Below are 20,907 nucleotides of genomic sequence, written 5' to 3'. Positions count from 1 at the left end.
TGCGGCCCTTATTTGTCATGTCCGAGAGCTTTCCATGCCCGTATCCGCCAACGTCATCAGCGCCCCGATTGCCCACAAGGCCGCCGGTCACGACCCGTACGCCTGGCTGCAGGAACGCGACACCGACGCGGTGCTCGACTACCTCAAGGCTGAAAACGACTATCAGCAGGCACAGACCGCCGATCAGGCCGAACTGCGCGAAACCCTGTTCGAGGAGATCAAGGGCCGGATCCTCGAAACCGACCTGTCCCTGCCGTCGCCATGGGGGCCGTACCTGTATTACACCCGCACCACTGCGGGTGATGAATACGCCCGCCACTACCGCTGCCCGCGCCCGGCCGACGACAGCCTGACCCTCGATGAAAGCCGCGAACAGCTGCTGCTCGACCCGAACGCTCTGGCCAACGGCGGCTTTTTCTCCCTCGGCGCCTTCAGCATCAGCCCGGACCACCAGCGTCTGGCCTACAGCGTCGATGCCTCGGGCGACGAGATTTACACGCTGTTCGTGAAGGAACTGTCCAGCGAGCGTGTCAGCGAACTGGAGTTCCAGGATTGCGACGGCAGCATGACCTGGGCCAATGACAGCCTGACCCTGTTCTTCGGTGTGCTCGACGACACCCATCGCCCGCACAAACTGTTCCGCTATCGTCTGGACGGCACTGCCGCCGAAGAGGTCTTCCACGAACCGGACGGGCGTTTCTTCCTGCATTGCTACCGCGCCAGCTCCGAACAGCAATTGCTGTTGTCGCTGGGCAGCAAGACCACCAGCGAAGTCTGGGCGCTGGACGCCAATCAGCCGCACCAACCGTTCACTTGCCTGGCGCCTCGGGTCGAGGATCACGAGTACGACGTCGATCACGGCAAACTCGATGGCGAGTGGACCTGGTTCATCCGCACCAACCGCGACGGCATCAACTTCGCCCTGTATCAGGCGCCGGACACTGGCATCGCACCGAGCGAAGCCGACTGGCAGAACCTGATCCCGCACAGCGATTCGGTGATGCTCGATGGTGTGACCCTCAACGCCGAAGCCCTGACCCTGAGCCTGCGCGAAGGTGGGCTGCCGATCATCGAAGTTCGCCCACACGGTCTGGCGCCTTATCGCGTGCAATTGCCGGACGCGGCCTACAGCCTCTATGTGCAAAACAGCCTTGAATTCGAAAGCGACCGCATTCGCCTGCGCTATGAAGCGCTGAATCGTCCGGCTCAGGTCCGCCAATTGATCCTCGCTACCGGCGAACAGGAAGTGCTCAAGGAAACCCCGGTGCTCGGCCCGTTCGACGCCGACGCCTACGTCAGCCAGCGCCTGTGGGCCACGGCTCCGGACGGCACACTGGTGCCGATCAGTCTGGTGATGAAACGCGAAATGCTCGGCAAACCGGTGCCGCTGTACCTCTACGGTTACGGCGCCTACGGTTCGAGCCTCGACCCGTGGTTCTCCCACGCCCGCCTGAGTCTGCTGGATCGCGGCATGGCATTCGCCATCGCCCACGTCCGTGGTGGCGGCGAGCTGGGCGAAGCCTGGTACCGCGCCGGCAAGCAGGAGCACAAGCACAACACGTTCAGCGACTTCATTGCCTGCGCCGAATTCCTGATCCTCAACGGCATCACCACCGCGCCACAACTGGCGATCAGTGGCGGCAGCGCCGGTGGACTGCTGATCGGCGCGGTGCTCAACCAGCGTCCGGATCTGTTTGGCGTGGCGATTGCCGAAGTGCCGTTCGTCGATGTGCTCAACACCATGCTCGACCCGGATCTGCCGTTGACCGTTACCGAATACGACGAGTGGGGCAACCCGGAAGAACCGGACGTCTACGAGCGGATCAAGGCCTACGCGCCGTACGAAAACGTCACTGCACAGGTGTATCCCGCAACACTGGTAATCGCCGGCTACAACGACAGCCGCGTGCAGTATTGGGAAGCAGCCAAGTGGGTGGCGAAGTTGCGCGCGACCAAGACCGATGACAATCCATTGCTGCTCAAGACCGAGCTGGGCGCCGGCCACGGCGGGATGAGCGGGCGTTACCAGGGATTACGTGACGTAGCGCTCGAATATGCATTTGTTTTCAAGGTTCTGGGCATTGCCTGAGGAACTCCGCCGGTCAGTCAGGTCTTAATTCCGGGCACCGGGAGCCGATAAGCAGATCGGCCCCCGGTGGCGAGCCTGCCACCCGACACAACAAAAAGACCGCACGACATGTCAGAACCAACCCTACTGAACAACGAAATCCGCGACTGGCTGATGGACTGCGGCCTGTTCGATCAATTGCAACTGGCGGATTTCGCCGCCGCTTCGGGCTACTTCAGCATCAGCACCGTGGCTGAAGGCGAAGCAATCTTTCGCGAAGGCGACGCCGGCAGTTTCATGTGCATCATCCACACCGGCCAGGTGGCCGTGCAGAAAACCGGCGGCGACGGCCAGGTCGTGACCATGGCCACCCTGCGCAGTGGCCGGGCGTTCGGTGAAATGGCCGTGCTCGACGGCGAGCGCCGCTCGGCGACTTGCGTGGCGGCGAGCAACTGTCAGTTGCTCAACCTCGGCAAGGATTCGCTGGAAAAAATGCTCAACGACGCACCGAAGATCGCCGCCAAGATCATCCGCGCCCTCGCCGTTTCCCTGTCCAAACGCCTGCGCATGGCCGACGGCCAGCTCGCCGCCCAGCAGATCTAGCCTCCCGGGGATTTGGGTTTGCTGTCGTTCTGTTCCAGGCCCGGCAATGGCTGATCCTTGGTCGGCGGGCTGGGCATTTCGATCGGCACCAGCGGTGGGCCGCCACTGCCGGGGCCGGTCTTGGGAATCGGCACCGGGCTGATCTGCGGATACGGGGTTGGCGTCGCAGTGCCGGGCGAGCCCGGTTGCGGTGTCGGGCTGACGGGAATCGTCTGTTGCGCCTGTACGGCAGTTATCGAGAGCGCGGCCAGGGTAATGACCGTTAGAATGGTGCGCTTCATCAAGGGCTCCGTTGGCCTGAAGTCTGCCCTCAGGCTACTCCCAACGCGCCGGCTTGCCTTCCCCCCTGTAGAGATTTCCATGAAACGTTTCGTTCTGCTCGACACCACGCCGATCCCTGACAACGGTGGCGCCCTGTGCCTGTTCGAGTATGGCGAGGACTTCGTCATCAAGATCCAGGGCGGCGACGGCGGCCAATTGATGAACACCCGCATGCACGGTTCCGAAGATGCATTGGCCGAAATTCCGTGCCGCAAGGTCGCTGGCCGGCCGAATTCGCGAGTGCTGATCGGCGGGCTGGGAATGGGCTTCACCCTCGCCTCCGCGCTCAAGCATCTGGGCAAGAGCGCCGAAGTGGTGGTCGCCGAGCTGGTGCCCGGCGTGGTCGAGTGGAATCGCGGCCCGCTCGGTGAAAAGTCCGGGCGCCCGCTGCTCGATCCGCGCACGGTGATTCGTCAGGAAGACGTGGCCAAGGTGCTGCAAAGCGAGCCGAACGGTTTCGACGCGATCATGCTCGACGTCGACAATGGCCCCGAAGGCCTGACCCAAAAGGCCAACAGCTGGCTGTATTCCGCCGCAGGCCTCTCCGCTTGCGCCAAGGCGATGCGCCCCAAAGGCGTGCTGGCGGTGTGGTCGGCCAGCGCCGACCGGCAGTTTTCCGACAAATTGAAGAAGGCCGGTTTCAAGGCCGAGGAAGTGCAGGTCTTCGCCCACGGCAACAAGGGCACCCGCCACACGATCTGGATTGCCGAGAAGCTCAAGGGCTGAGCTAAACTTGCCTCATAACCGTCATTAGTCTTTCTACAAAGGTGAACCCATGAGTTCGTCCACCCCGACCAACACTTCGAAGCTGGATCGCATCCTCGCCGACAACCAGCGCGACAAGGAAATGGGCTACCGCGACAAGGCCCTGAAGATGTACCCGCACGTGTGCGGCCGCTGCGCCCGCGAGTTTTCCGGCAAGCGCCTGAGCGAACTGACCGTGCACCACCGCGACCACAACCACGACAACAACCCGCAGGACGGTTCCAACTGGGAACTGCTGTGCCTGTACTGCCACGACAACGAACACTCGCGCTACACCGACCAGCAATATTTCGGCGAAGGCTCGCTGAGCACGCCGAAAATCGCCAAGGCCACGCACAACCCGTTTGCGGCGCTGGCCGGGCTGATGAAGAAAGAAGACTGAAGATCTTCAGCGCCTGACCCGGCCCTTTCGCGAGCAGGCTCGCTCCCACATTGATTTTGTGTACGACACCGTTCAACTGTGGGAGCGAGCCTGCTCTCGAAGGCGGCTGGGCAGACACCGCCAATCTCAAACTGAACACCCCTCCCCCAATCCCCGTATAATCGCCCTCTTTTTCCCGAAGGCACCCCGCTCGTGGCAGACAAACGGTACAGCTGCATTGGTTTGTATAACCCCAAATCACCGGAAAACGTCGGTTCGGTGATGCGCGCCGCAGGCTGCTACGGCGTGTCGACCGTGTTCTACACCGGCAAGCGCTATGAGCGCGCCGCCGATTTCGTCACCGACACCAAGCGCGTGCACTACGACATCCCGCTGATCGGCATCGACGACCTGAAAAAGATCCTGCCGCTCAACTGCGTCCCGGTCGCCGTGGAACTGGTCGACGGCGCCCGCCCGCTGCCGGAATACACCCACCCGGATCGCGCCCTGTACATCTTCGGCCCCGAAGACGGCTCGCTGGATCAAGAGATCCGCGACTGGTGCGAAGACGTCGTGTACATCCCGACCACCGGCTGCATGAACCTCGCCGCCACGGTCAACGTCGTGCTCTACGACCGCATGGCCAAAGGCCTGAACACCCGCTCCGGGCCGAAATTCCGCTGAAACGCCGCACATCCGATGGAACGAGCTGACCGCCTGTGCAGTCAGCTTGTTTATCGATTACTCATTGCCTGGAGAAAGATCATGACCGAGCTCAAACGCGTCGAGCGTATCGAATCCACCCCGTTCCAGAGCCGTTCCGAGCAGAACGTCGAAGGCTGGGAGCGCATCGGCTCGCTGGCCGGCGGCGTGATCATGGTCGGCAAGGGCCTGCGCCGTGGCGGGGTGTTCGGGCTGATTCAGGTGGCGATTGGCGGCGTGGCCATGGCCCGCGGCATCACCGGCCACAGCTCGGTGAAAAGCCTGCTGGAGAAAAGCCGTCAGGACATGAACAACGTGCGGGCGAAGATCGAGCGGGCCGGTGAAGAGCTGAGCAAGCTCAAGGCCAATGCCGAAGCGGCGACCAAGACCGCCACCGTGACCGGCAATGACTCGGTGAAATCGCCGAAAGCCGGGGTTTGATTCTCGATTTGCCTTGAGGCTGATGGCCTCATCGCTGGCAAGCCAGCGATGGCGGTTTTACTGCAGTAACCCGGTATCAAGGACTTTGGACGACTCGCCGAGAATGCTTTCGGCGAGTTGCACGAACTCTTTGGTGTCCACCGTCCCCAGATGCATCGCCCCGCGCAGCACGTCATCCAGCGAGCGCTTGTTGCGGGTCTTCAGGCGAATCTCGCCGTCCAGTTCCTGTAACAGCAGCACCGCTTTCGACAGCTGCGCCGAGCTGATCTGCTCACCGCGCAGGGTCGTGACCTTCTGGCTGTCTTTGGCCAGTTTCGCCTGCAACGCCTGATAACGCTCATCGCTCATGCCGCCGGCACGGCGTATCAGTTCGATGGCGTAGTACTCGGCAAAACCCTCGCTGATCCAGTCACTGCGCTGCTCGTCGTTGATCCGCCCGAACACCTGCGCCAGCTCGCGCACCAAGGCGCTGCTGCCGCTTTCGCTGACCAGTGGCAACCGCGTGTTGAGGTAGATCGATTCCCGCGCCGCCAGGCTGCCGCGCCACATCGGATCGTTGGCGCCGACGATCAGCAGTTTGGTCGGATGGCGCGGAAACACCGCCTGCACTTGCGGCCAGACAAACGTCAGCAGCGTCAGCACATCCATCCGGCGCATGCCCTGCCCTTGCGGCGACGCCACGGTGACTTCGGTTTCACCCAGCCGGGTGCGGCGGCTGCCGAGGTGGCCGGCGAGCATCCAGCCGGTCGGGCGGTCGAACAGGCGTGACGGATTGTCGATGCGGAATTTGTTCTTGCCGATGCGCGGCCAGGCGGTTTCGACGCTTTTCCAGCCGTCGGGCAATTCGAAGTGCAGGCGCGCGACCAGCTCGATGCCGTCCTGTTGATCGAGCCTGGCTGGCGGCACCAGTTCATCGCCGCGCATCAGCGCCCAGGTCGGGGTCATGCGCGTGTCGAAGCTGCCGTTCTTGCGGCCATGGCTGATGCGCACGCGGTAGGTCAGGCTGGCCTTGTCCGCCGCCGGGTGCCAGACCCCGCGCGCCGGTTTGCCCGGCGTCAGTTGCCACTGGCCGTCGGCCTTGAAGTCGCTGTAGTGGCTGCCATCGCCGAGATCGAAATCCAGGCTGCGCACCGCTTCGCCCTTGGCGAGGGTCAGGCGCACTTCGGCCTGATCGCTCTGCGGCAGCAGGCGTATCTGATAATCCAGATCGACTTTCTTCGCCGCCCACACCGGCGCACTCAGCGCCAGCAACGTGACGATCAGCGCGCGGCGCAATCCCGTCGCCATACCTGCTCCTTGGTCAATCGTTAACCTGCGCGGAAAATCAGGTGATCTTCCCAGTCGTCTTCCGGCACGCTGCCTTCGGCGAGCATGCGCCCGGACTGGGAAATCCGTTCGTGGTGCACCGCGTCGCGATCACCACAGACCAGGTGATGCCATAGCGGCAGATCCTTGCCTTCGCTGACCAGCCGATAACCGCAGGTCGGCGGCAGCCATTTGAACTCTTCGGCCTGGCCCGGGGTGAGCTGGATGCAGTCCGGGACAAAACTGATGCGGTTCGGGTAATCGCTGCACTGACAGGTTTTCAGGTCCAGCAGTTTGCAGGCGATACGCGTGTAATAGACGCTGTTGTCTTCTTCATCCTCGAGCTTCTGCAGGCAGCACAGGCCGCAACCGTCGCACAGCGATTCCCATTCCTCGTGATCGAGTTGATCGAGGGTTTTGCGTATCCAGAACGGTTCGACTTTGGCGGCCATGGCTCAAGCATCAACATCAGGTGGTGAAAAGGCCGCCAGTCTAGTGCCCAAGGCCCCGTGATCCAAGCGCTGGCGACTGCCGGTTGTGCAGGACTTGTCAGTTTTTGCGCGGCCAAGTAGCTTTGCCGGTCACACCAGGCCTTTGCCGGATGCCATTAACGCTCGACCGCGTTGCCTCCGGTGAGCTGCAGGCTTGCGCCACAACCCCATCGTTCAGCCCAACTGATCCCGCCGGGTTTCGCTTCCAACCTGTCCTCAAACGTAGCAAGGAATCTCTCGATGAGTGCCAACCCTCGCGTTGCCGAATACGCCATTCACCCGCAGTTTACCGATCGCTGGTCGCCCCGCGCCTTCACCGGCGAAGCGATTTCCGAGGAAACCCTGCTGAGCTTCTTCGAAGCCGCGCGCTGGGCGCCGTCGGCGTACAACTCGCAGCCGTGGCGTTTTCTCTACGCCCGTCGCGACACGCCGAACTGGGAGCGTTACCTGGGTCTGCTCAATGAATTCAACCGCAGCTGGGCACAGCACGCTTCGGCGCTGGTGATCGTGATTTCGAAAACCACTTTCACCGCACCGGGCGCAAGCGAAGAAACGCCGGCGCTGTGGCACACCTTCGACACCGGTTCTGCGTGGGGCCATCTGGCGCTGCAAGCGAGCCTGAGCGGCTGGCACACCCACGGCATGGCCGGCTTCGATCAGGAGCTGACGCGCAAGGAGCTGAACATTCCGGAAGGTTATGCGCTGCACGCCGCCGTTGCGGTGGGCAAGCTGGGTGACAAGGCAACCCTGGCGGATTACCTGCAAGCGCGGGAAACGCCGAGCCCGCGTCGCCCGCTGAGCGAGCTGGCGGCTGAAGGTGATTTCACTCTGTAAGCCACACTGCAAAACGAACTGTGGGAGCAAGTTTGCTCCCACAGTTTTTATCGCGGCGAATCAGTAACCGCGTGCGAAATCCACTTCCCCGCGCAACGCTTCTCCCGCCTGATACGCCCGCAAGTTATCCAGAAACAGCTGCACCATCATCGGCGGCGAGGTCGGCGCCGAGCTGTGTCCGGTCAACAGCAAGCCCCACGCGGTCCAGAACGGATGTCGTTGCGGCAACGGTTCCTGACGGCAGACGTCGATCACTGCGCCAGCCAGATGGCCTTCCTTCAACGCTTCGACCAGATCCGCATCGACCACCGCGACACCGCGCCCGGCGTTGATGAACAAACCGGTCGGCTTGAATTGCTTGAACAGCGCAGCGTCGTAGATGTCGTGGGTGTGCTCGGTATTGGGCAGCAGATTGACCACGTAATCCGCCTCGCCGACCAGCCGAGGCAGGTCAGCCATCGAACCGACTTCGACAAACGGCGCCTGCTCGCGGGCGCTGCTGGCGATGCCGTACAACTCGACGCCGAACGGCAGCAGGAACTGCGCCACGCTCTGGCCGATGTCACCGGTGCCGACGATCAGCACTTTGCGTCCGACCAGACTCTGGCCGGTGCGGTTGTCCCACTTGCGCTCGACCTGGCTGACCAGTCGCGCCAGCACTTCGCGCTCGTGGCCGAGCATGTAGGTCAGCACGTATTCAGCCATGACCTGGCCGAAAATGCCGACCGCCCGGGTCAGGCGGTAATCCCGGCGCAGGCCGTCGGCCAGCAGCGGCGTGATCCCGGCCCAGGTCGATTGCAGCCATTGTGGCTGGTGGCCTTGACGCAATAGGGTTGCCAGCAGATCCGGCTGGCCCAGCCACACCGGGCAATCGACGGCCTGGCGGGCCAGTTCGGCGGAGTCGCCGCTGGTCAGCACTTCAAGCTCCGGGGCCGCCTGACGCAGCAGTCGGGCGTATATCGCGTGGTCGTGTTCAGCAATCAGAACGCGCATCTTCAAACCTTTCGCAAACCGTGCAGGCGGCCGCCCACTTCGTGGCAGCCGTCGCCGTAAAAACCGTTCCAGGGGTTACAAGAGGCCCAGGACAGGGCCTCGCGGATCAGACCGGATCGTTGCGTCGCAGCAACTCTTCGGGCAAGTGCTCGATGTACTCTTCCTCGGCCGGCGGCATTTGCAGGTGGTAGCCCTGCTTGTCGAGGTTTTCCAGGACCACGGCGATGTCTTCGCTGGCCAGCTTGCGCTCGGGGGTCAGCACCAGATCGAAGGAGTGCTTCGCCTTGCCGAACGCCGCCATCAGACCTTCCGGCACACGCTCCAGCGCATCGCTCTTGAGCACGTACAGGTACATGCCGCTTTTCTTCGAACTTTGATAAATGGAACAAATACGTTTCAAGGCTGTTCTCCGGCGGTGGCCAGGCTGTCGAGCAGCTTCTGGCCCATCAATTCGCGGCGCCAGCCACGCAGCGAATCAGGCAATTGGTAAGGGCCCTCGGGGAAGCCGCTTTTGACCAGCGCTTCGAGGGTTTTCTTGCGCAGCATCAATTCCGGCGCGATGCCCAGACGTTCAGCTTCGGCCTGACCGAGCGCCCGCAGCTGTTTGATCAGCGCGGCGGCTTCGATCGGCAGCGGCTCCGGCACGGCTGGCGGCCATTGATCAGGCCCCACACTGCCAGAGCGCTTGATCAGATCAAGCAGAAACTCGCCGTCCTGACGCACGGTACGCGGGTGCATGTCTTCGATCTTGCCCAGCGCGCTGAGGTTGTCCGGTTGGGTCCGGGCCAGCGGCCACAGCGAGTGTTCACGCACGATGCGATTGCGCGGCAGATCGCGGGCGCGGGCCTCGCGCTCACGCCAGGCACACAGCTCACGCAGCACAGCGAGTTGGGCGCGGGACAGTTTCCACGCCAGTTTGGCCTCGCGGTATACCTCGTACGGATCGGTCTCGCGGCGCAGGTTGGCGACCAGTTCGGCGCCGTCCTCCAGTACCCAGGCGAATTTGTCGTCAGACAGTTTCGGACGCAGTTGTACGAAAACCTCCGCCAGATGCACGGCGTCTTCGGCGGCATAGCTGATTTGCGTGTCGGACAATGGACGCTGCAACCAGTCGGAACGGGTTTCGCCCTTCGGCAGTTCGATGCCGAGCACTTCCTGCACCAGACGCGAATAGCCCATCGAGAACCCGAGGTTCAGATAGGCAGCGGCGAGTTGGGTGTCGAACAGCGGCGCCGGCAGGCTGCCGGTCAGGCGCAGCAGGACTTCGAGGTCTTCGCTGCAGGCGTGCAGGACTTTGAGCACCGCCGGGTTTTCCAGCAACGCGGCCAAGGGTTGCCAGGCGTTGATGGTCAGCGGGTCGATCAAGTAGGCGCGTTTGCCGTCGCCGACCTGCAACAGGCCGGCAATCGGGTAGAAGGTGTCGACCCGCATGAATTCGGTGTCGAGGGCAACGAACGGCAGCTGCTGCCACTCGGCGCAAAACTGCGCGAGGCTATCGTTGTCGCGAATCCAGTGAATATCGATGGCCACACGGCTCTCCCTTCAAGAATGGCGCGCAGTATATATCGCCACCGGCGCTTTCCGCGCCTTTACAGGGCAAGAGCTTGATGAAATCTCCTGCCTGAGGGAAAGAATAGTCTTACAGAGTGAGTCTGCCGGCTCAGTCCTTGGCCAGCACCCCGTCGATCACCGCGCCCCGGCAGCCGGCGAACATGTCCAGATCCGGCTGGTAGACCTTGCTCTGCACTTCCAGCAGACCGAGCATCGAGTGGAACAGGTTGTCCTGACTCAGCGGTTTGTCGCGGCTCATTTGCAGGCAATGAGTGTCGACCGAGTAGGACTTCTGATAGCTGTCGGAGAACCAGGCCAGCATCGCCACGTGCTTTTGTTGCTCAGGCGCCAGCATGTACGGCGTGCCGTGGAGGAACAGGTTGTACTCGCCCAGGGATTCGCCGTGGTCGGACAGGTACAGCATGGCGGTATCGACCTTGTCCTGATTGCTGCGCAGCACATCGATCAGGCTCGACAGCACATGGTCGGTGTACACCAACGTATTGTCGTAGCCGTTGACGATGCTTTCGCGGCTGCAATTGTTCAGCGCATTGCTTTCACACACCGGGGTGAAGCGCTCGTATTCCTTCGGATAGCGTTTGAAGTATTCCGGACCGTGGCTGCCCATCTGGTGCAAGACCAGCACGGTGTCCTTGTCCAGGTGATCGATGAAGCTTTGCAGGCCTTGCAGCAATATCTCGTCGCGGCATTCGCTGTTGGCGCACAGCGCCGGGTCTTTCAGATTGCTGACATCCTGCAGGGTGACGCGGTCGCAGGTGCCCTTGCAGCCGGACTGGTTGTCGCGCCAGATCACGTCGATCCCGGCACGTTTGAGTACGTCCAGCAGCCCTTCTTCATTCTTCGCCTTGCTGGCGTCGTAATCCTTGCGGCCCATGTTGGAGAACATGCAAGGCACCGACACAGCGGTTTCGGTGCCGCAGGAATGCACGTCGGTGAAGGCGATCAGGCCGGCCTCCTTGTCCAGTTTCGGCGTGGTGTCGCGGTCATAACCGAGGATGCCGAAGTTTTCCGCCCGGGCACTTTCCCCAACTACCAGCACCGTCAGCGATTTGCGCGGATGGTTCTGCACGGCGGCGTTACGCTGGGCATCTTCGCCGATCGTAACGAACGGTTGCTGCGCCGATACCACCTGCTCGCGCAGATAACCCGCCGAGGCGCCGATGTAGTTGCTCGGCACCAGCATCAGGCGAATTTCGTGGTGATTGCGAAACAGCGACGACAGCCCTTGATAATTGGCCAACGCGACGCCGCCAATGACCGCAACCGACGCGAGGCTCACCACAACTTTGCTTAATAACTCGCGATGCCAGCGACGATAGTTGACTGGAACTTTCCACAACAACCAGGACGGCAAGACACCCAAAAACAAGATATAAGCCAGCAACTTCAAAGACAGCAGGTCGCGAACTTCGGTGGCATTGGTTTCGGCAAAGTTGCGAAACATGCCTGCATCGATCATTACACCGTATTGGCTCATGAAATAAGCCACGCCGGCACTGACCATGAACAACAACGTCAACACAGGTTTCAAAACAGGTCGAAACGCCAGCAACGTCAGCACGATATTATAAGCCGCGAAGATCATCACACCGAATGCAATGCGCATGGCAATGCCTTTGCCGTCCGCAGCGGTGATGTCGAACAGGTGTTGCCAGAGAACGAAATTGAATCCGGCCAAAAGAAAGGCGCTGGCAAACAACGTCACCCATTCCGGGCGCACGGCTTTTAACTTGAACATGGCGAGGGGCTATTTCCTTGAAAGAAGTGCCGTCGTCAATTGTGAAAATTTCATTGACTCAGACAACACAAACTTTAAGCAGGCAACCATCAATTTTTTGTGAAAAAGAAGCCAACGATTAGTTGCCCCATGAAATAACCATGAAACCGGCAGAGTATTTGAGAATGATTCAGCTGTGGTTCAGTCGCGGGGCGACGAGGGGCCGTATCGAATTTCTCGATAGCGGTCCTGACTTTCTGATTTGCCGCCCCGCTCGCCTGCCCGCCTAATCGACAGCCTCTGGTTCAAAGGTCTGAAGATGGAAAACGTTCGCGCCACTGCCCGCCCCGCTGTCTGGCTGATGCTCGGCATCATCCTGGTCGCCCTCAACCTGCGCCCGTCGATGGCGGCGGTCGGGCCCTTGCTCTCGGCCATTCGCGGCGATATGGCGCTGAGTTTCAGTCTCGCAGCGTTACTGACGCTGCTACCGGTGATGGCGATGGGACTGGCGATGTTTTTCGGCATGGCGGTCAGTCAGCGCCTCGGTGAACAGCGCACGGTGCTGCTGTCGTTGTTGATCATTGGCGTGGCGACGTTTTCGCGATTGTTTCTCGACTCGGCGGGCGGATTGATCGCCAGCGCCATTCTGGCCGGAATCGGCATTGCACTGATCCAGGCCTTGATGCCCGCGCTGATCAAGTCGCGGTTTCCCGACAACGTGGCGCTGTGCATGGGTCTTTATGTCACTTCGATCATGGGCGGCGCGGCGCTGGCCGCTTCGTTCGCACCATGGGTGTTGATGCAGACCGGCAACTGGCGGGCGGGACTGGCTGCCTGGGCGATTCTGGCACTGCTCGCCATTCCTGTCTGGTGGACAACCCGCGCCACGTCATCGGACACCATCCGGGCTGTTGTCAGAAAAGAATCCTTCTTCACGAATTCCCGCGCCTGGCTGCTCGCGATCTTCTTCGGTCTCGGCACCGCGTCCTACACCTGCGTGCTCGCCTGGCTGGCGCCGTACTACGTGGAAAAGGGCTGGAGCGAACAAAACGCCGGCCTGATGCTGGGTTTTCTGACGGCCATGGAGGTGATTTCCGGGCTGGTGGTGCCGGTCATCGCCAATCACAGCCGTGACCGACGCCTGGTGCTTGGCGCCCTGCTCGGCCTGATCATCACCGGTTTTCTGGGGCTCATCCTCAGTCCGCAGCACCTGAGCCTGCTGTGGCCCTGCCTGCTCGGGCTGGGTATCGGCGGGTTGTTCCCGATGAGCCTGATCGTGTCCCTCGATCACCTCGACGAACCGCAACGTGCCGGCGAGCTGACCGCGTTCGTACAAGGCATCGGCTACCTGATTGCCGGGCTCTCGCCGCTGATGGCCGGGATGGTTCGCGATCAGTTGGGCAGCTTCGAGTGGGCCTGGTGGTCACTGACGGCGGTGATGGCGCTCATGCTGCTGATGGTGCTGCGTTTTGACCCACGGCATTACGCCCGGCACATGGGCTGACCGGGCGAATGGCAGGCCGCCTCGTCTGGATAAAGGCTTCTGGCCAGCTTTTCCGGGTTTGATTGTGTACGTCGTGTTACTAAAACTTTCTGTCCCACAAGTGACCGTGAAAAGTCCTACAGGGCTTTCTCCTGGCACCATCGTTCCGTTACGATCATGCGCACACGTTTGCGCGGATTCGGCGCAAGGAGCACAGCGAGACAGAACGGATGCTGAACAGTAACTTGCTTAGAAAGCTCGACATGCAGGATCTCATGGTGTTTGTCGCCGTGTATGAGCAAAGCAGCGTCACCGACGTGTCGGAGGCGCTGTTCGTCAGCCAGTCCACCGTCAGTTACTGCCTGAAAAAACTGCGCACCAGCTTCGAAGACGATTTGTTCGTCAACACCCGCACGGGCATGCGCCCGACCTACAAGGCCAGCAGCATGTATGGCCATGTGCAGAAAATCCTCGAAAGCATCAACCTCTGCCACGCCGGCGCCCCGACTTTCGATCCGATGGCGCAACCGGTGACCTTCAACATCTGCGCACCGGAATACTTCGAGCAACTGATTCTGCCGCGGATGTTGAAGCGCTTTGACTTCGATGACTTGCCGGTGATGGTCAACATGCACAAGTTCGAAACCGACGTGCCGGTCGAAGAGTTGCGCGACGGCAGCCTCGATCTGGTGATCTGCTTCGGCCCGCACTTCCATCGCAGCCACGCCGACCTGAAATCACGCATGCTGCTGGAAGATGACCTGGTTTGCGTGTTCGACAAACGCGCGACGCCGCTGGAGCCGCGCCTGAGCCTGCAAGCCTTCACCGAACGCCGGCATGTGTTCCCGACGCCATGGACGTCGACCACCAACATGGTCGACGGCTGGCTGGCGCGCCAGGCGCAGAAACGCCAGATCGTCGCCCGCTCCAACAGCTACAGCGCGGCGTTGAAGATGATCACCGGCACCGATTTCATACTGACCCTGCCCCGGCGGATCCAGCGTTTGCTGACCAACGACGCGGTATTCAACCACTGCGAGGCGCCGAACGGCTTGCCGGGTTTCACCCTCGACATGCAGTGGAGCCACAACGTCGATCAGGACAGCGCCAACCTCTGGCTGCGCGAGCAGGTCATCAAGACCTGCGCGGAGCTGGAAGCGGCCTGAGTCCTACACGCCGATGGCGGTCTTGTTGTAGGACTCGCGGTCGATGTCGAGCAGTTCCACACTCAATTGCACCTCGACCCCGGCCGGCCATTCGCACAGATCCTGCAACACGGCCAACAGGCTCTGCGACAGTTGCTTCTTGACCTCCGGGGAGCGACCGCTGAGCAAGGCCAGTCTCACTGCCACAAAGGCGCGCTCGTTCATGGCGGTGCCGACCTTGAAGGTTTCAACCTTGAGCGCACGGCTCTTGATATCGAACTCCGCCCCGAACTGACCGGAACCCACCAGCGTGTTGTTGAGCCGGATCAACGCCACGTCGGCGTTCAGCTGCGGCAGGTTGGCGGTGTATTCCATGTGCAGGTGTGGCATGTCGGTGCTCCAGTGGTTCGGCGGAAAGGTCGTACATATAACACAGCAACGCCTGACTCACGCCAGCGACGACATCACCGGCCGCTCACTCATGAATTGCTCCAGCCGCGAACGCAGCCAGCGCTCGGCCGGGTCGCTGTCGACGTGGCTGAGCCAGACCATCGACAGGTCAAGAGTCGGGGTCTTGAACGGGAACGGCTCCTTGAACAGGAACCCGGAAGCAGCCATGGCTTCGGCGGTGTAGTCCGGCAGGCTGGCGATCAGATCGGTGCCGGCCAGCAGCGCCGGCAACGAGCTGTACTGCGGCACCGACAACACCACCTGACGGGTGCGACCGATATCCGCCAGCCACTCATCGGCGTAGCCACTGACATTGGCGGTGTGGGAAACCAGCACATGGGGGCGTGCGCAATATTCATCGAGGGTCAGCGGCGTGTCGGATTTGTCGGCGCGCAGGATGCTCGGCTGGATGTGCCGCAGCAATTTGCGCTTGGCATTGGCCGGCAGGCCACGGGTCTGGCTGATGCCGACGGTGATATCGCCGGCGGCCAGCAGATCGGGAATCCGCCAGTAATCGACGTGTTGCACCACGAACACCACGCTCGGCGCCTCCTGGCGCAAGGCGCGCAACAGCGGTGGCAACAGGCCGAATTCGACGTCATCCGACAAGCCGATGCGAAACGTCATGGTGCTGACGGCGGGATCGAAATCGCGAGTCAGGCTCAGCGCCACCGACAGTGAGTCGAGCGCGGGCTTGAGGTGGCGGTAGATATCTTCGGCACGGGCGGTCGGCTCCATGCGATGGCCGACGCGGATGAACAACGGATCGTTAAGCATGGTGCGCAGACGATTGAGCGCCGAACTGATGGTCGGCTGGCCGAGAAACAGTTTCTCCGCCGCCCGCGTCACGTTGCGTTCGAGCATCAAGGTCTCGAACACCACCATCAGGTTGATGTCGGCCTTGCGTAGTTCATTGCGGTTCATCCATTGCCCCCCGATCCCCAGATTGCGGCAGTGTAGAAAGGCCGTGGGGGCGGCGTCCATCGAAACGGTGCGTCATTGCACCGTCAACGTCTTCAGCCCCAGACCCATGATCCGCGAATCGTCGTTGATCCCCAGCTGTCGAGGGCTGACGGCATCCGGCAGCTGTAATTCGATTTCGAGCCGGGCATCGTTCCGGAGACGCTGGTTGAGCGCGGCGCTGATCGGAATTTCCAGGCGATTGCCTTGAAACTGCGTCAAACGGGTCTCCAGCACCTGTTGGCCGTTCAGACTGACGATCACCCGCTGACCGGGGTGCCCGGGCGATATGAAAGCCAACGCGTCGATCACGATCGAACGTGCCGGCGGCAGCACCCGCAATTGGATTTTCGCCTGATGCCCTTCCGTCCATGTCCCCCAGCTTTCCGGCGTCGACCAGCCACTGGCCAGTTGTCGATTGCGATAATTGAAGGTCAGCGCTTGCCCTGGACGACTGAGGGGCGCAAGCAATATCTGCTGCCCTTCATCAGGCATCTGCAGGCATTCCCTGCAGCGTTTCCAGCCCGGCGCCAGTACCACCACGCCGTCCACGCGCGTCAGCAGATCGGTTTCACTGTTAATGGTCCGCGCGGCTTCGACCAGTGCATCGTCGTCCAGCAGGTACAACGAGTCGGCGTCGTACTGCCCCGAGTCGAACATCCGCCGTGCATTCTGCTGCGCCAGCGCCAGGGCCGACGTGCTCATGCGCCCCAGATACACCGCATCGGTTTTCATCCCGTGGGTGACTGCGAAACCGGCGATCATCTGCCAGCGATCGCTCTGGTTCTGCGGCATCAGGCTGCGCACATTGGCGTAACGCGCAGCAGCACTGGCCCAGAAAGGATCAGTCATCGGGCTGCTCCAGACTGATGACGGCGCCAGCGTTTTTCCTTGCCGAATGGCCATCCAGCCGTTACGGGTGTCGACAATCTGGATCAACAGCGCGACCGCGAGCAGACCGATGGCAATGCGTGGCCGGTAACCGCGTACCACGAGAAAAATCAGGGTCAGGACGCAGGCATACAACACGGGCCAGAACATCCGCCCCGAAGCCCGAAAAATACTGGCCAGGGCAATGATTCGATCCGGCAGCGGATACTCGAACGTCAACGTGCCAATGCCTATTCGGTTCGACAGCGCAAACAGCCATAAACCGAGCATGGCTATCAGCAGCCATGGACGAGCACGTACTTCATCCTTCAAAAGTTGCCGGTTTCGCAACCAGGCAAAAAATGCCAGCGGCACCAGCAAAAGCACACCCGGGCCGAAGTAGTTGAAGCCTTCGTAATCCCCCTCTTCTTTCGGCAGACCGGGAAGGATATGGGACCAGCCTGCCGGGTCGGCGGGCGACAGCAGGTTCATCCGGTACAGACCAAAGCCACTGGATGCCGCGCCATCAGCAATGCTGAAGTAACCGGCCTGCCAGCAACACACGCTCACCAGGGCGAAAAGCACACCGCCTTCAATCAGCCCCTGCCCACGGCTCAATGTCCGACTGAATGTCTTGCTCAACAGGTCCGCCAGCCAGATCAGCGCAACCATGGCCAGCAGGTAGGCATGCACCCCGGCCGTCACCGCGAGCAACGTGCCCCACGCCAGGCGACGACGTTGCAGATCCGGCAGCAACGACAGGTACAGCGCCGCCAGAATCAGGAAATGGCCCGCCAGGGAAAGGTGCCCCACCAGGCGAAAAAACATCACCGGGGAAAACGCCAGCAACCCTGCACCCAGAAGGCGAATCACCGGATGGGGCGTCATCAGCCCCAGCAGTTTCCAGCCAAACCAGGCTTGCAGGACACAGCATGCCAGCAGCCACAAACCGAAATACTGGAAGGTCTCCGGCAACCAGGCACTGAACGGTTTGAACAACAGCGCGAGCAGTGGATTGGAGTCGGAAAAAATGATCGCGCTGCCCAGTTCCAGGCCGTAAGAGGGATTGAGCCCGAGCGGGAACGTCCAGGGCGCATGCCGAAAAAACGCCCAGCCCAGATAATGCGTCGCCGGATCGCCCTGCTCCAGCCAGGCGATGTTCTGTGGGTTCAGCGCTTGCGGCCCGACCACCAGAAAAAACACCAGAACACCCAATAGCAGCGGCAACAGGGAAAGTGCCGGGTGCTCCCGTGAATCCGTCATCGATACGTCCAGAAGTTATGCAGTACAAAGGTGAATGCCGGAATCGTCAGCGCCACGGCAACGATTCCGGCGAGATAGTGCAACCCGGCCATCTGCGCCGCCCAGGCCACGAACATCGCCAACAGAAACCCACCCGCTGAAACCATCAGAAAACGCATCAGAGTCTTGCCGTGCAACCGGGCGGAAAAACTCCAGGTGGTATTGATCACATACGAGACCACCGTCGCCACCGCAAAGGCCACGCCGTTGGCCAACGGAGGCTGGGGACTGACGAAATTGATGAACAGCACTGCCACCAACGCATGCAGCGCTGTGACGAACAGACCGGTTACGGCAAAACGCACACCGCGCTGAATCAGTGCAGACCGTTGCGTGGCCATCACGGCTTGCGCGCCAGCACGAACACGCTCAAACCGGCGACGCGATTCATGCCCATCAACGGCAACTCGAGACTGCACAGGGATTTCAGCAGCGTATTGACCAGCGGATGATGTTTTTTCAACTGCGAACGCGGTGCCGAACCCCGAGCGCCGCCGGGTATCAGGCGTGACGCCAGTGCAATCGGGAAGACCGCGCCGAAGTAATAGGCGGCCCGCTCCACCGTCAATCCGGCCTTTCGGGCGAGAGTTTCGAACTGATCCAGGGTGTAGCGACGTTTGTGTTCGAGGAAGTCATCGTGCCCGCTCCACATGAACTGGAACGCCGGCACGGTCATCAGAAAGCGACTGCCGGACGGCACTTTATCGACGTAGGACTTGAGCAGGCCGAGGTCGTCATCGACGTGCTCCAACACATCCATCAGCAACACCAGATCAGCGTCGACGTTGTCGATCGAGCGACGGTAATGCACCGGTTTGCCGGCGGTGGTGGCGCTCGAATCGGCCGGGTAGCTGATGTCCACGCACCACGCTTCTCGCGCCGCCGTGTGGGTCAACAAATGGTGGGAAAAGAATCCTGAACCGGCACCGACATCGAGTATTCGTTTGATTGGCGCGTCACCCAGCAAGCGGCGAGTGGCAGCCGCTTTGGAGCAGTAATACCAATGCTCGCCGATGCTGTCGCCGAGGATGTCGGTTTCCTTGAGGTCCATCGGTCAGTCCTTGGGATCGTAAACGCGGCGCACCAGAAAGACCGGTCGGCGTTTGGCTTCAATGTATGTGCGCCCCAGGTATTCACCCAGTACGCCAATGCCGATCAGTTGCAGGCCGCCGAGGAATGTCACCGCCACCATCAGCGACGCATAGCCCGGCAGATCGACACCGTACAGCAGCGTTCGCACCACGATGAACATGGCAAAGGCAAACGACACCAGCGACACCATCGCCCCCAGATATGTCCAGATCCGCAACGGCTCGGTGCTGAAACTGGTGATGCCTTCCAGCGCAAAATTCCACAGCCGCCAGCCATTGAACTTGCTCTGCCCTGCCACCCGTTCCGGGCGTTCGTATTCGACTTGAGTGGTGCGGAAACCGACCCAGGCGAACAGGCCTTTCATGAAGCGCCGCGACTCCGGCAAGGTCAGCAACGCATCGACCACACAGCGATCCATCAAGCGAAAATCGCCGACATTCTCCGGCAATGGCTGATCGGCAATCCGGTTGTGCAGGCGATAGAACCAACTGGCGGAGGTCTGCTTGGCCCAGGTGTCGTTACGCCGACTGAGACGATGCCCCAGCACCACCTCGAAGCCTTCACGCCAACGCTCGATCATCTGCAAAATGACTTCGGGCGGATCCTGCAGATCGACGTCGATCGGCACCACGATCTGCCCGCTGGCGATCTGCAAACCGGCGGACAGCGCCGCTTCCTTGCCGAAATTGCGGCTCAGATCAACGATGCGGATGCGTGAATCGCTCTGCTGGCAGTCCAGGAGACGTTCCAGCGTCGTATCGGAACTGCCGTCGTTAACGAACACCAGTTCCAAGTTGATCAGCGCTTCACGCTCGAACACCTGACGAATGCGCAGGAGAAAGCCGTCGAGGCTGTCCTCTTCGTTGAACACGGGAATCACCAGCGACAACTTCACCGGGCCCGCGTGTTGCGTTCCGTGCAGATGAGTCAATGGACTGCTCTTTTTTTATAGTGATTGTCGGTCGTCGAACGCTGTTCGACGCCATGAGCCGCACCGTATTAAGCAGCAGCCAGATATGTCATGCAAGGGTGAAACGACGGCGTTCCGGCCAATCCGAAGGCCGATTCCTGCGCTCTGGCCCGAGGCTTTCGAAACATTCACGAACGATTGGAAACAAATCCACGATAGCCAAAAATCCGCGCTCCGCTAGGCTTGCGTCGAGGCGTCACACAGGTTGTCGCACTAAATCGCATGGAGCGAACTGAATGTATTTCGAGATTTACAGGCAATCCAAAGGCACCCCGAGCACCGGCAAGGGCCAATGGCGCTGGCGGCTGCGGGCTGGCAACCACGAGACGGTCGCCAGCGGGGAGTCGTACGTGAACAAGGCGGATTGTCTGCATGTGATCGAGTTGATCAAGGGTGTGCAGGGAGAGACCCCGGTCAAGGAGATCTGAGGACTGTCCAGGACGCCGGGTTGCCTGTGTTGGC

23 protein-coding genes are annotated in these 20,907 nt (G+C 61.1%); 10 read left to right on the top strand and 13 right to left on the bottom strand.

From position 1 onward, the window contains the following. The first annotated feature begins 34 nt into the window (after window positions 1–34). Both QR290_RS08470 and QR290_RS08465 read left to right on the top strand, forming a co-directional pair. Complete coding sequence (locus QR290_RS08470; protein ID WP_289204710.1) at window positions 35–2,089, top strand: S9 family peptidase; 2,055 nt, start codon at window positions 35–37, stop codon at window positions 2,087–2,089. Window positions 2,090–2,197: 108 nt separating this feature from the next. After that, window positions 2,198–2,671, top strand: coding sequence for a cyclic nucleotide-binding domain-containing protein (locus QR290_RS08465; RefSeq protein ID WP_007956482.1), 474 nt, complete (start codon window positions 2,198–2,200; stop codon window positions 2,669–2,671). On the opposite strand, the gene QR290_RS08460 is transcribed toward QR290_RS08465, so the two are convergent. Next, window positions 2,668–2,952, bottom strand: coding sequence for a hypothetical protein (locus QR290_RS08460; protein WP_115076903.1), 285 nt, complete (start codon window positions 2,950–2,952; stop codon window positions 2,668–2,670). The genes QR290_RS08465 and QR290_RS08460 overlap by 4 nt on opposite strands. 79 nt (window positions 2,953–3,031) lie before the next feature. Here QR290_RS08460 and QR290_RS08455 point away from each other — a divergent pair, with 79 nt between their 5' ends. The 4 genes from QR290_RS08455 to QR290_RS08440 all read left to right on the top strand — a co-directional run bounded on the left by QR290_RS08455 (window position 3,032) and on the right by QR290_RS08440 (window position 5,261). Continuing rightward, window positions 3,032–3,718 carry a spermidine synthase gene (locus tag QR290_RS08455; RefSeq protein ID WP_115076902.1) on the top strand — a complete coding sequence of 229 codons (687 nt, stop codon included), beginning with the start codon at window positions 3,032–3,034 and terminating at the stop codon, window positions 3,716–3,718. A 49-nt stretch (window positions 3,719–3,767) separates the two neighbouring features. Further along, window positions 3,768–4,139 carry a YajD family HNH nuclease gene (locus tag QR290_RS08450; RefSeq protein ID WP_007944009.1) on the top strand — a complete coding sequence of 124 codons (372 nt, stop codon included), beginning with the start codon at window positions 3,768–3,770 and terminating at the stop codon, window positions 4,137–4,139. A 192-nt stretch (window positions 4,140–4,331) separates the two neighbouring features. Next, window positions 4,332–4,802: an RNA methyltransferase gene (locus QR290_RS08445; RefSeq protein WP_007958066.1), complete on the top strand. Its 471-nt coding sequence runs from the start codon at window positions 4,332–4,334 to the stop codon at window positions 4,800–4,802. Between the two features lie 81 nt (window positions 4,803–4,883). Then, window positions 4,884–5,261 (top strand): YgaP family membrane protein, encoded by a 378-nt coding sequence (locus tag QR290_RS08440; RefSeq protein WP_007958064.1) that lies wholly within the window; start codon window positions 4,884–4,886, stop codon window positions 5,259–5,261. Window positions 5,262–5,318: 57 nt separating this feature from the next. Here QR290_RS08440 and QR290_RS08435 read toward each other — a convergent pair whose 3' ends face one another. Together QR290_RS08435 and QR290_RS08430 are read right to left on the bottom strand one after the other, a co-directional pair. Further along, window positions 5,319–6,548, bottom strand: coding sequence for a hypothetical protein (locus QR290_RS08435; RefSeq protein WP_289204709.1), 1,230 nt, complete (start codon window positions 6,546–6,548; stop codon window positions 5,319–5,321). A 20-nt stretch (window positions 6,549–6,568) separates the two neighbouring features. Continuing rightward, on the bottom strand, window positions 6,569–7,018 hold the full coding sequence (locus tag QR290_RS08430) for a YcgN family cysteine cluster protein (protein WP_289204708.1): 450 nt from the start codon (window positions 7,016–7,018) through the stop codon (window positions 6,569–6,571). A gap of 279 nt (window positions 7,019–7,297) precedes the next feature. Between QR290_RS08430 and QR290_RS08425 the strand changes: the two genes are divergently transcribed. Beyond that, window positions 7,298–7,891: a nitroreductase family protein gene (locus tag QR290_RS08425; protein ID WP_289204707.1), complete on the top strand. Its 594-nt coding sequence runs from the start codon at window positions 7,298–7,300 to the stop codon at window positions 7,889–7,891. A 60-nt stretch (window positions 7,892–7,951) separates the two neighbouring features. On the opposite strand, the gene QR290_RS08420 is transcribed toward QR290_RS08425, so the two are convergent. The 4 genes from QR290_RS08420 to QR290_RS08405 form a co-directional block, all read right to left on the bottom strand. Then, on the bottom strand, window positions 7,952–8,884 hold the full coding sequence (locus tag QR290_RS08420) for a D-2-hydroxyacid dehydrogenase (protein WP_007958054.1): 933 nt from the start codon (window positions 8,882–8,884) through the stop codon (window positions 7,952–7,954). Window positions 8,885–8,990: 106 nt separating this feature from the next. Further along, window positions 8,991–9,284, bottom strand: coding sequence for a YcgL domain-containing protein (locus QR290_RS08415; protein ID WP_085703814.1), 294 nt, complete (start codon window positions 9,282–9,284; stop codon window positions 8,991–8,993). Beyond that, window positions 9,281–10,414, bottom strand: coding sequence for a ribonuclease D (rnd, locus tag QR290_RS08410; RefSeq protein ID WP_007958043.1), 1,134 nt, complete (start codon window positions 10,412–10,414; stop codon window positions 9,281–9,283). The genes QR290_RS08415 and rnd overlap by 4 nt, the downstream gene beginning before the upstream one ends. A gap of 130 nt (window positions 10,415–10,544) precedes the next feature. Continuing rightward, window positions 10,545–12,194, bottom strand: a complete 1,650-nt coding sequence (locus tag QR290_RS08405; protein ID WP_115076900.1) for a phosphoethanolamine transferase — start codon at window positions 12,192–12,194, stop codon at window positions 10,545–10,547. A 298-nt stretch (window positions 12,195–12,492) separates the two neighbouring features. Between QR290_RS08405 and QR290_RS08400 the strand changes: the two genes are divergently transcribed. Then, on the top strand, window positions 12,493–13,677 hold the full coding sequence (locus tag QR290_RS08400) for a cyanate transporter (protein ID WP_289204706.1): 1,185 nt from the start codon (window positions 12,493–12,495) through the stop codon (window positions 13,675–13,677). Window positions 13,678–13,886: 209 nt separating this feature from the next. Then, a complete protein-coding gene (locus QR290_RS08395) occupies window positions 13,887–14,822 on the top strand; it encodes a LysR family transcriptional regulator (RefSeq protein WP_085605584.1) in 936 nt (311 codons plus the stop codon). A 3-nt stretch (window positions 14,823–14,825) separates the two neighbouring features. Here the strand turns inward: QR290_RS08395 and QR290_RS08390 are convergent, their stop codons facing one another. The 6 genes from QR290_RS08390 to QR290_RS08365 form a co-directional block, all read right to left on the bottom strand. Continuing rightward, on the bottom strand, window positions 14,826–15,191 hold the full coding sequence (locus QR290_RS08390; protein ID WP_115076898.1) for a 5-carboxymethyl-2-hydroxymuconate Delta-isomerase: 366 nt from the start codon (window positions 15,189–15,191) through the stop codon (window positions 14,826–14,828). A 57-nt stretch (window positions 15,192–15,248) separates the two neighbouring features. Then, window positions 15,249–16,175, bottom strand: a complete 927-nt coding sequence (locus QR290_RS08385) for a LysR substrate-binding domain-containing protein (RefSeq protein WP_085683118.1) — start codon at window positions 16,173–16,175, stop codon at window positions 15,249–15,251. 72 nt (window positions 16,176–16,247) lie between these two features. Further along, on the bottom strand, window positions 16,248–18,344 hold the full coding sequence (locus QR290_RS08380) for a DUF6311 domain-containing protein (protein WP_289204705.1): 2,097 nt from the start codon (window positions 18,342–18,344) through the stop codon (window positions 16,248–16,250). Beyond that, a complete protein-coding gene (locus QR290_RS08375; RefSeq protein ID WP_289204704.1) occupies window positions 18,341–18,724 on the bottom strand; it encodes a GtrA family protein in 384 nt (127 codons plus the stop codon). Before QR290_RS08375 ends, QR290_RS08380 begins: the two co-directional genes overlap by 4 nt. Next, the gene (locus QR290_RS08370; RefSeq protein WP_289204703.1) at window positions 18,724–19,434 is read right to left on the bottom strand and encodes a class I SAM-dependent methyltransferase; all 711 of its coding nucleotides are present in this window, start codon (window positions 19,432–19,434) and stop codon (window positions 18,724–18,726) included. The genes QR290_RS08375 and QR290_RS08370 overlap by 1 nt, the downstream gene beginning before the upstream one ends. Before the next feature lie 3 nt (window positions 19,435–19,437). Then, window positions 19,438–20,406 (bottom strand): glycosyltransferase family 2 protein, encoded by a 969-nt coding sequence (locus tag QR290_RS08365; RefSeq protein ID WP_115076894.1) that lies wholly within the window; start codon window positions 20,404–20,406, stop codon window positions 19,438–19,440. 275 nt (window positions 20,407–20,681) lie between these two features. Between QR290_RS08365 and QR290_RS08360 the strand changes: the two genes are divergently transcribed. Beyond that, window positions 20,682–20,873 (top strand): YegP family protein, encoded by a 192-nt coding sequence (locus QR290_RS08360; RefSeq protein WP_007958030.1) that lies wholly within the window; start codon window positions 20,682–20,684, stop codon window positions 20,871–20,873. Window positions 20,874–20,907: the final 34 nt, after the last annotated feature.

It is taken from the genome of Pseudomonas fluorescens (assembly GCF_030344995.1).
Lineage (GTDB): Bacteria > Pseudomonadota > Gammaproteobacteria > Pseudomonadales > Pseudomonadaceae > Aquipseudomonas > Aquipseudomonas fluorescens_BF.
Note: the sequence above shows the minus strand (reverse complement) of the source record. Positions and strands in the feature narration are given on the sequence as shown.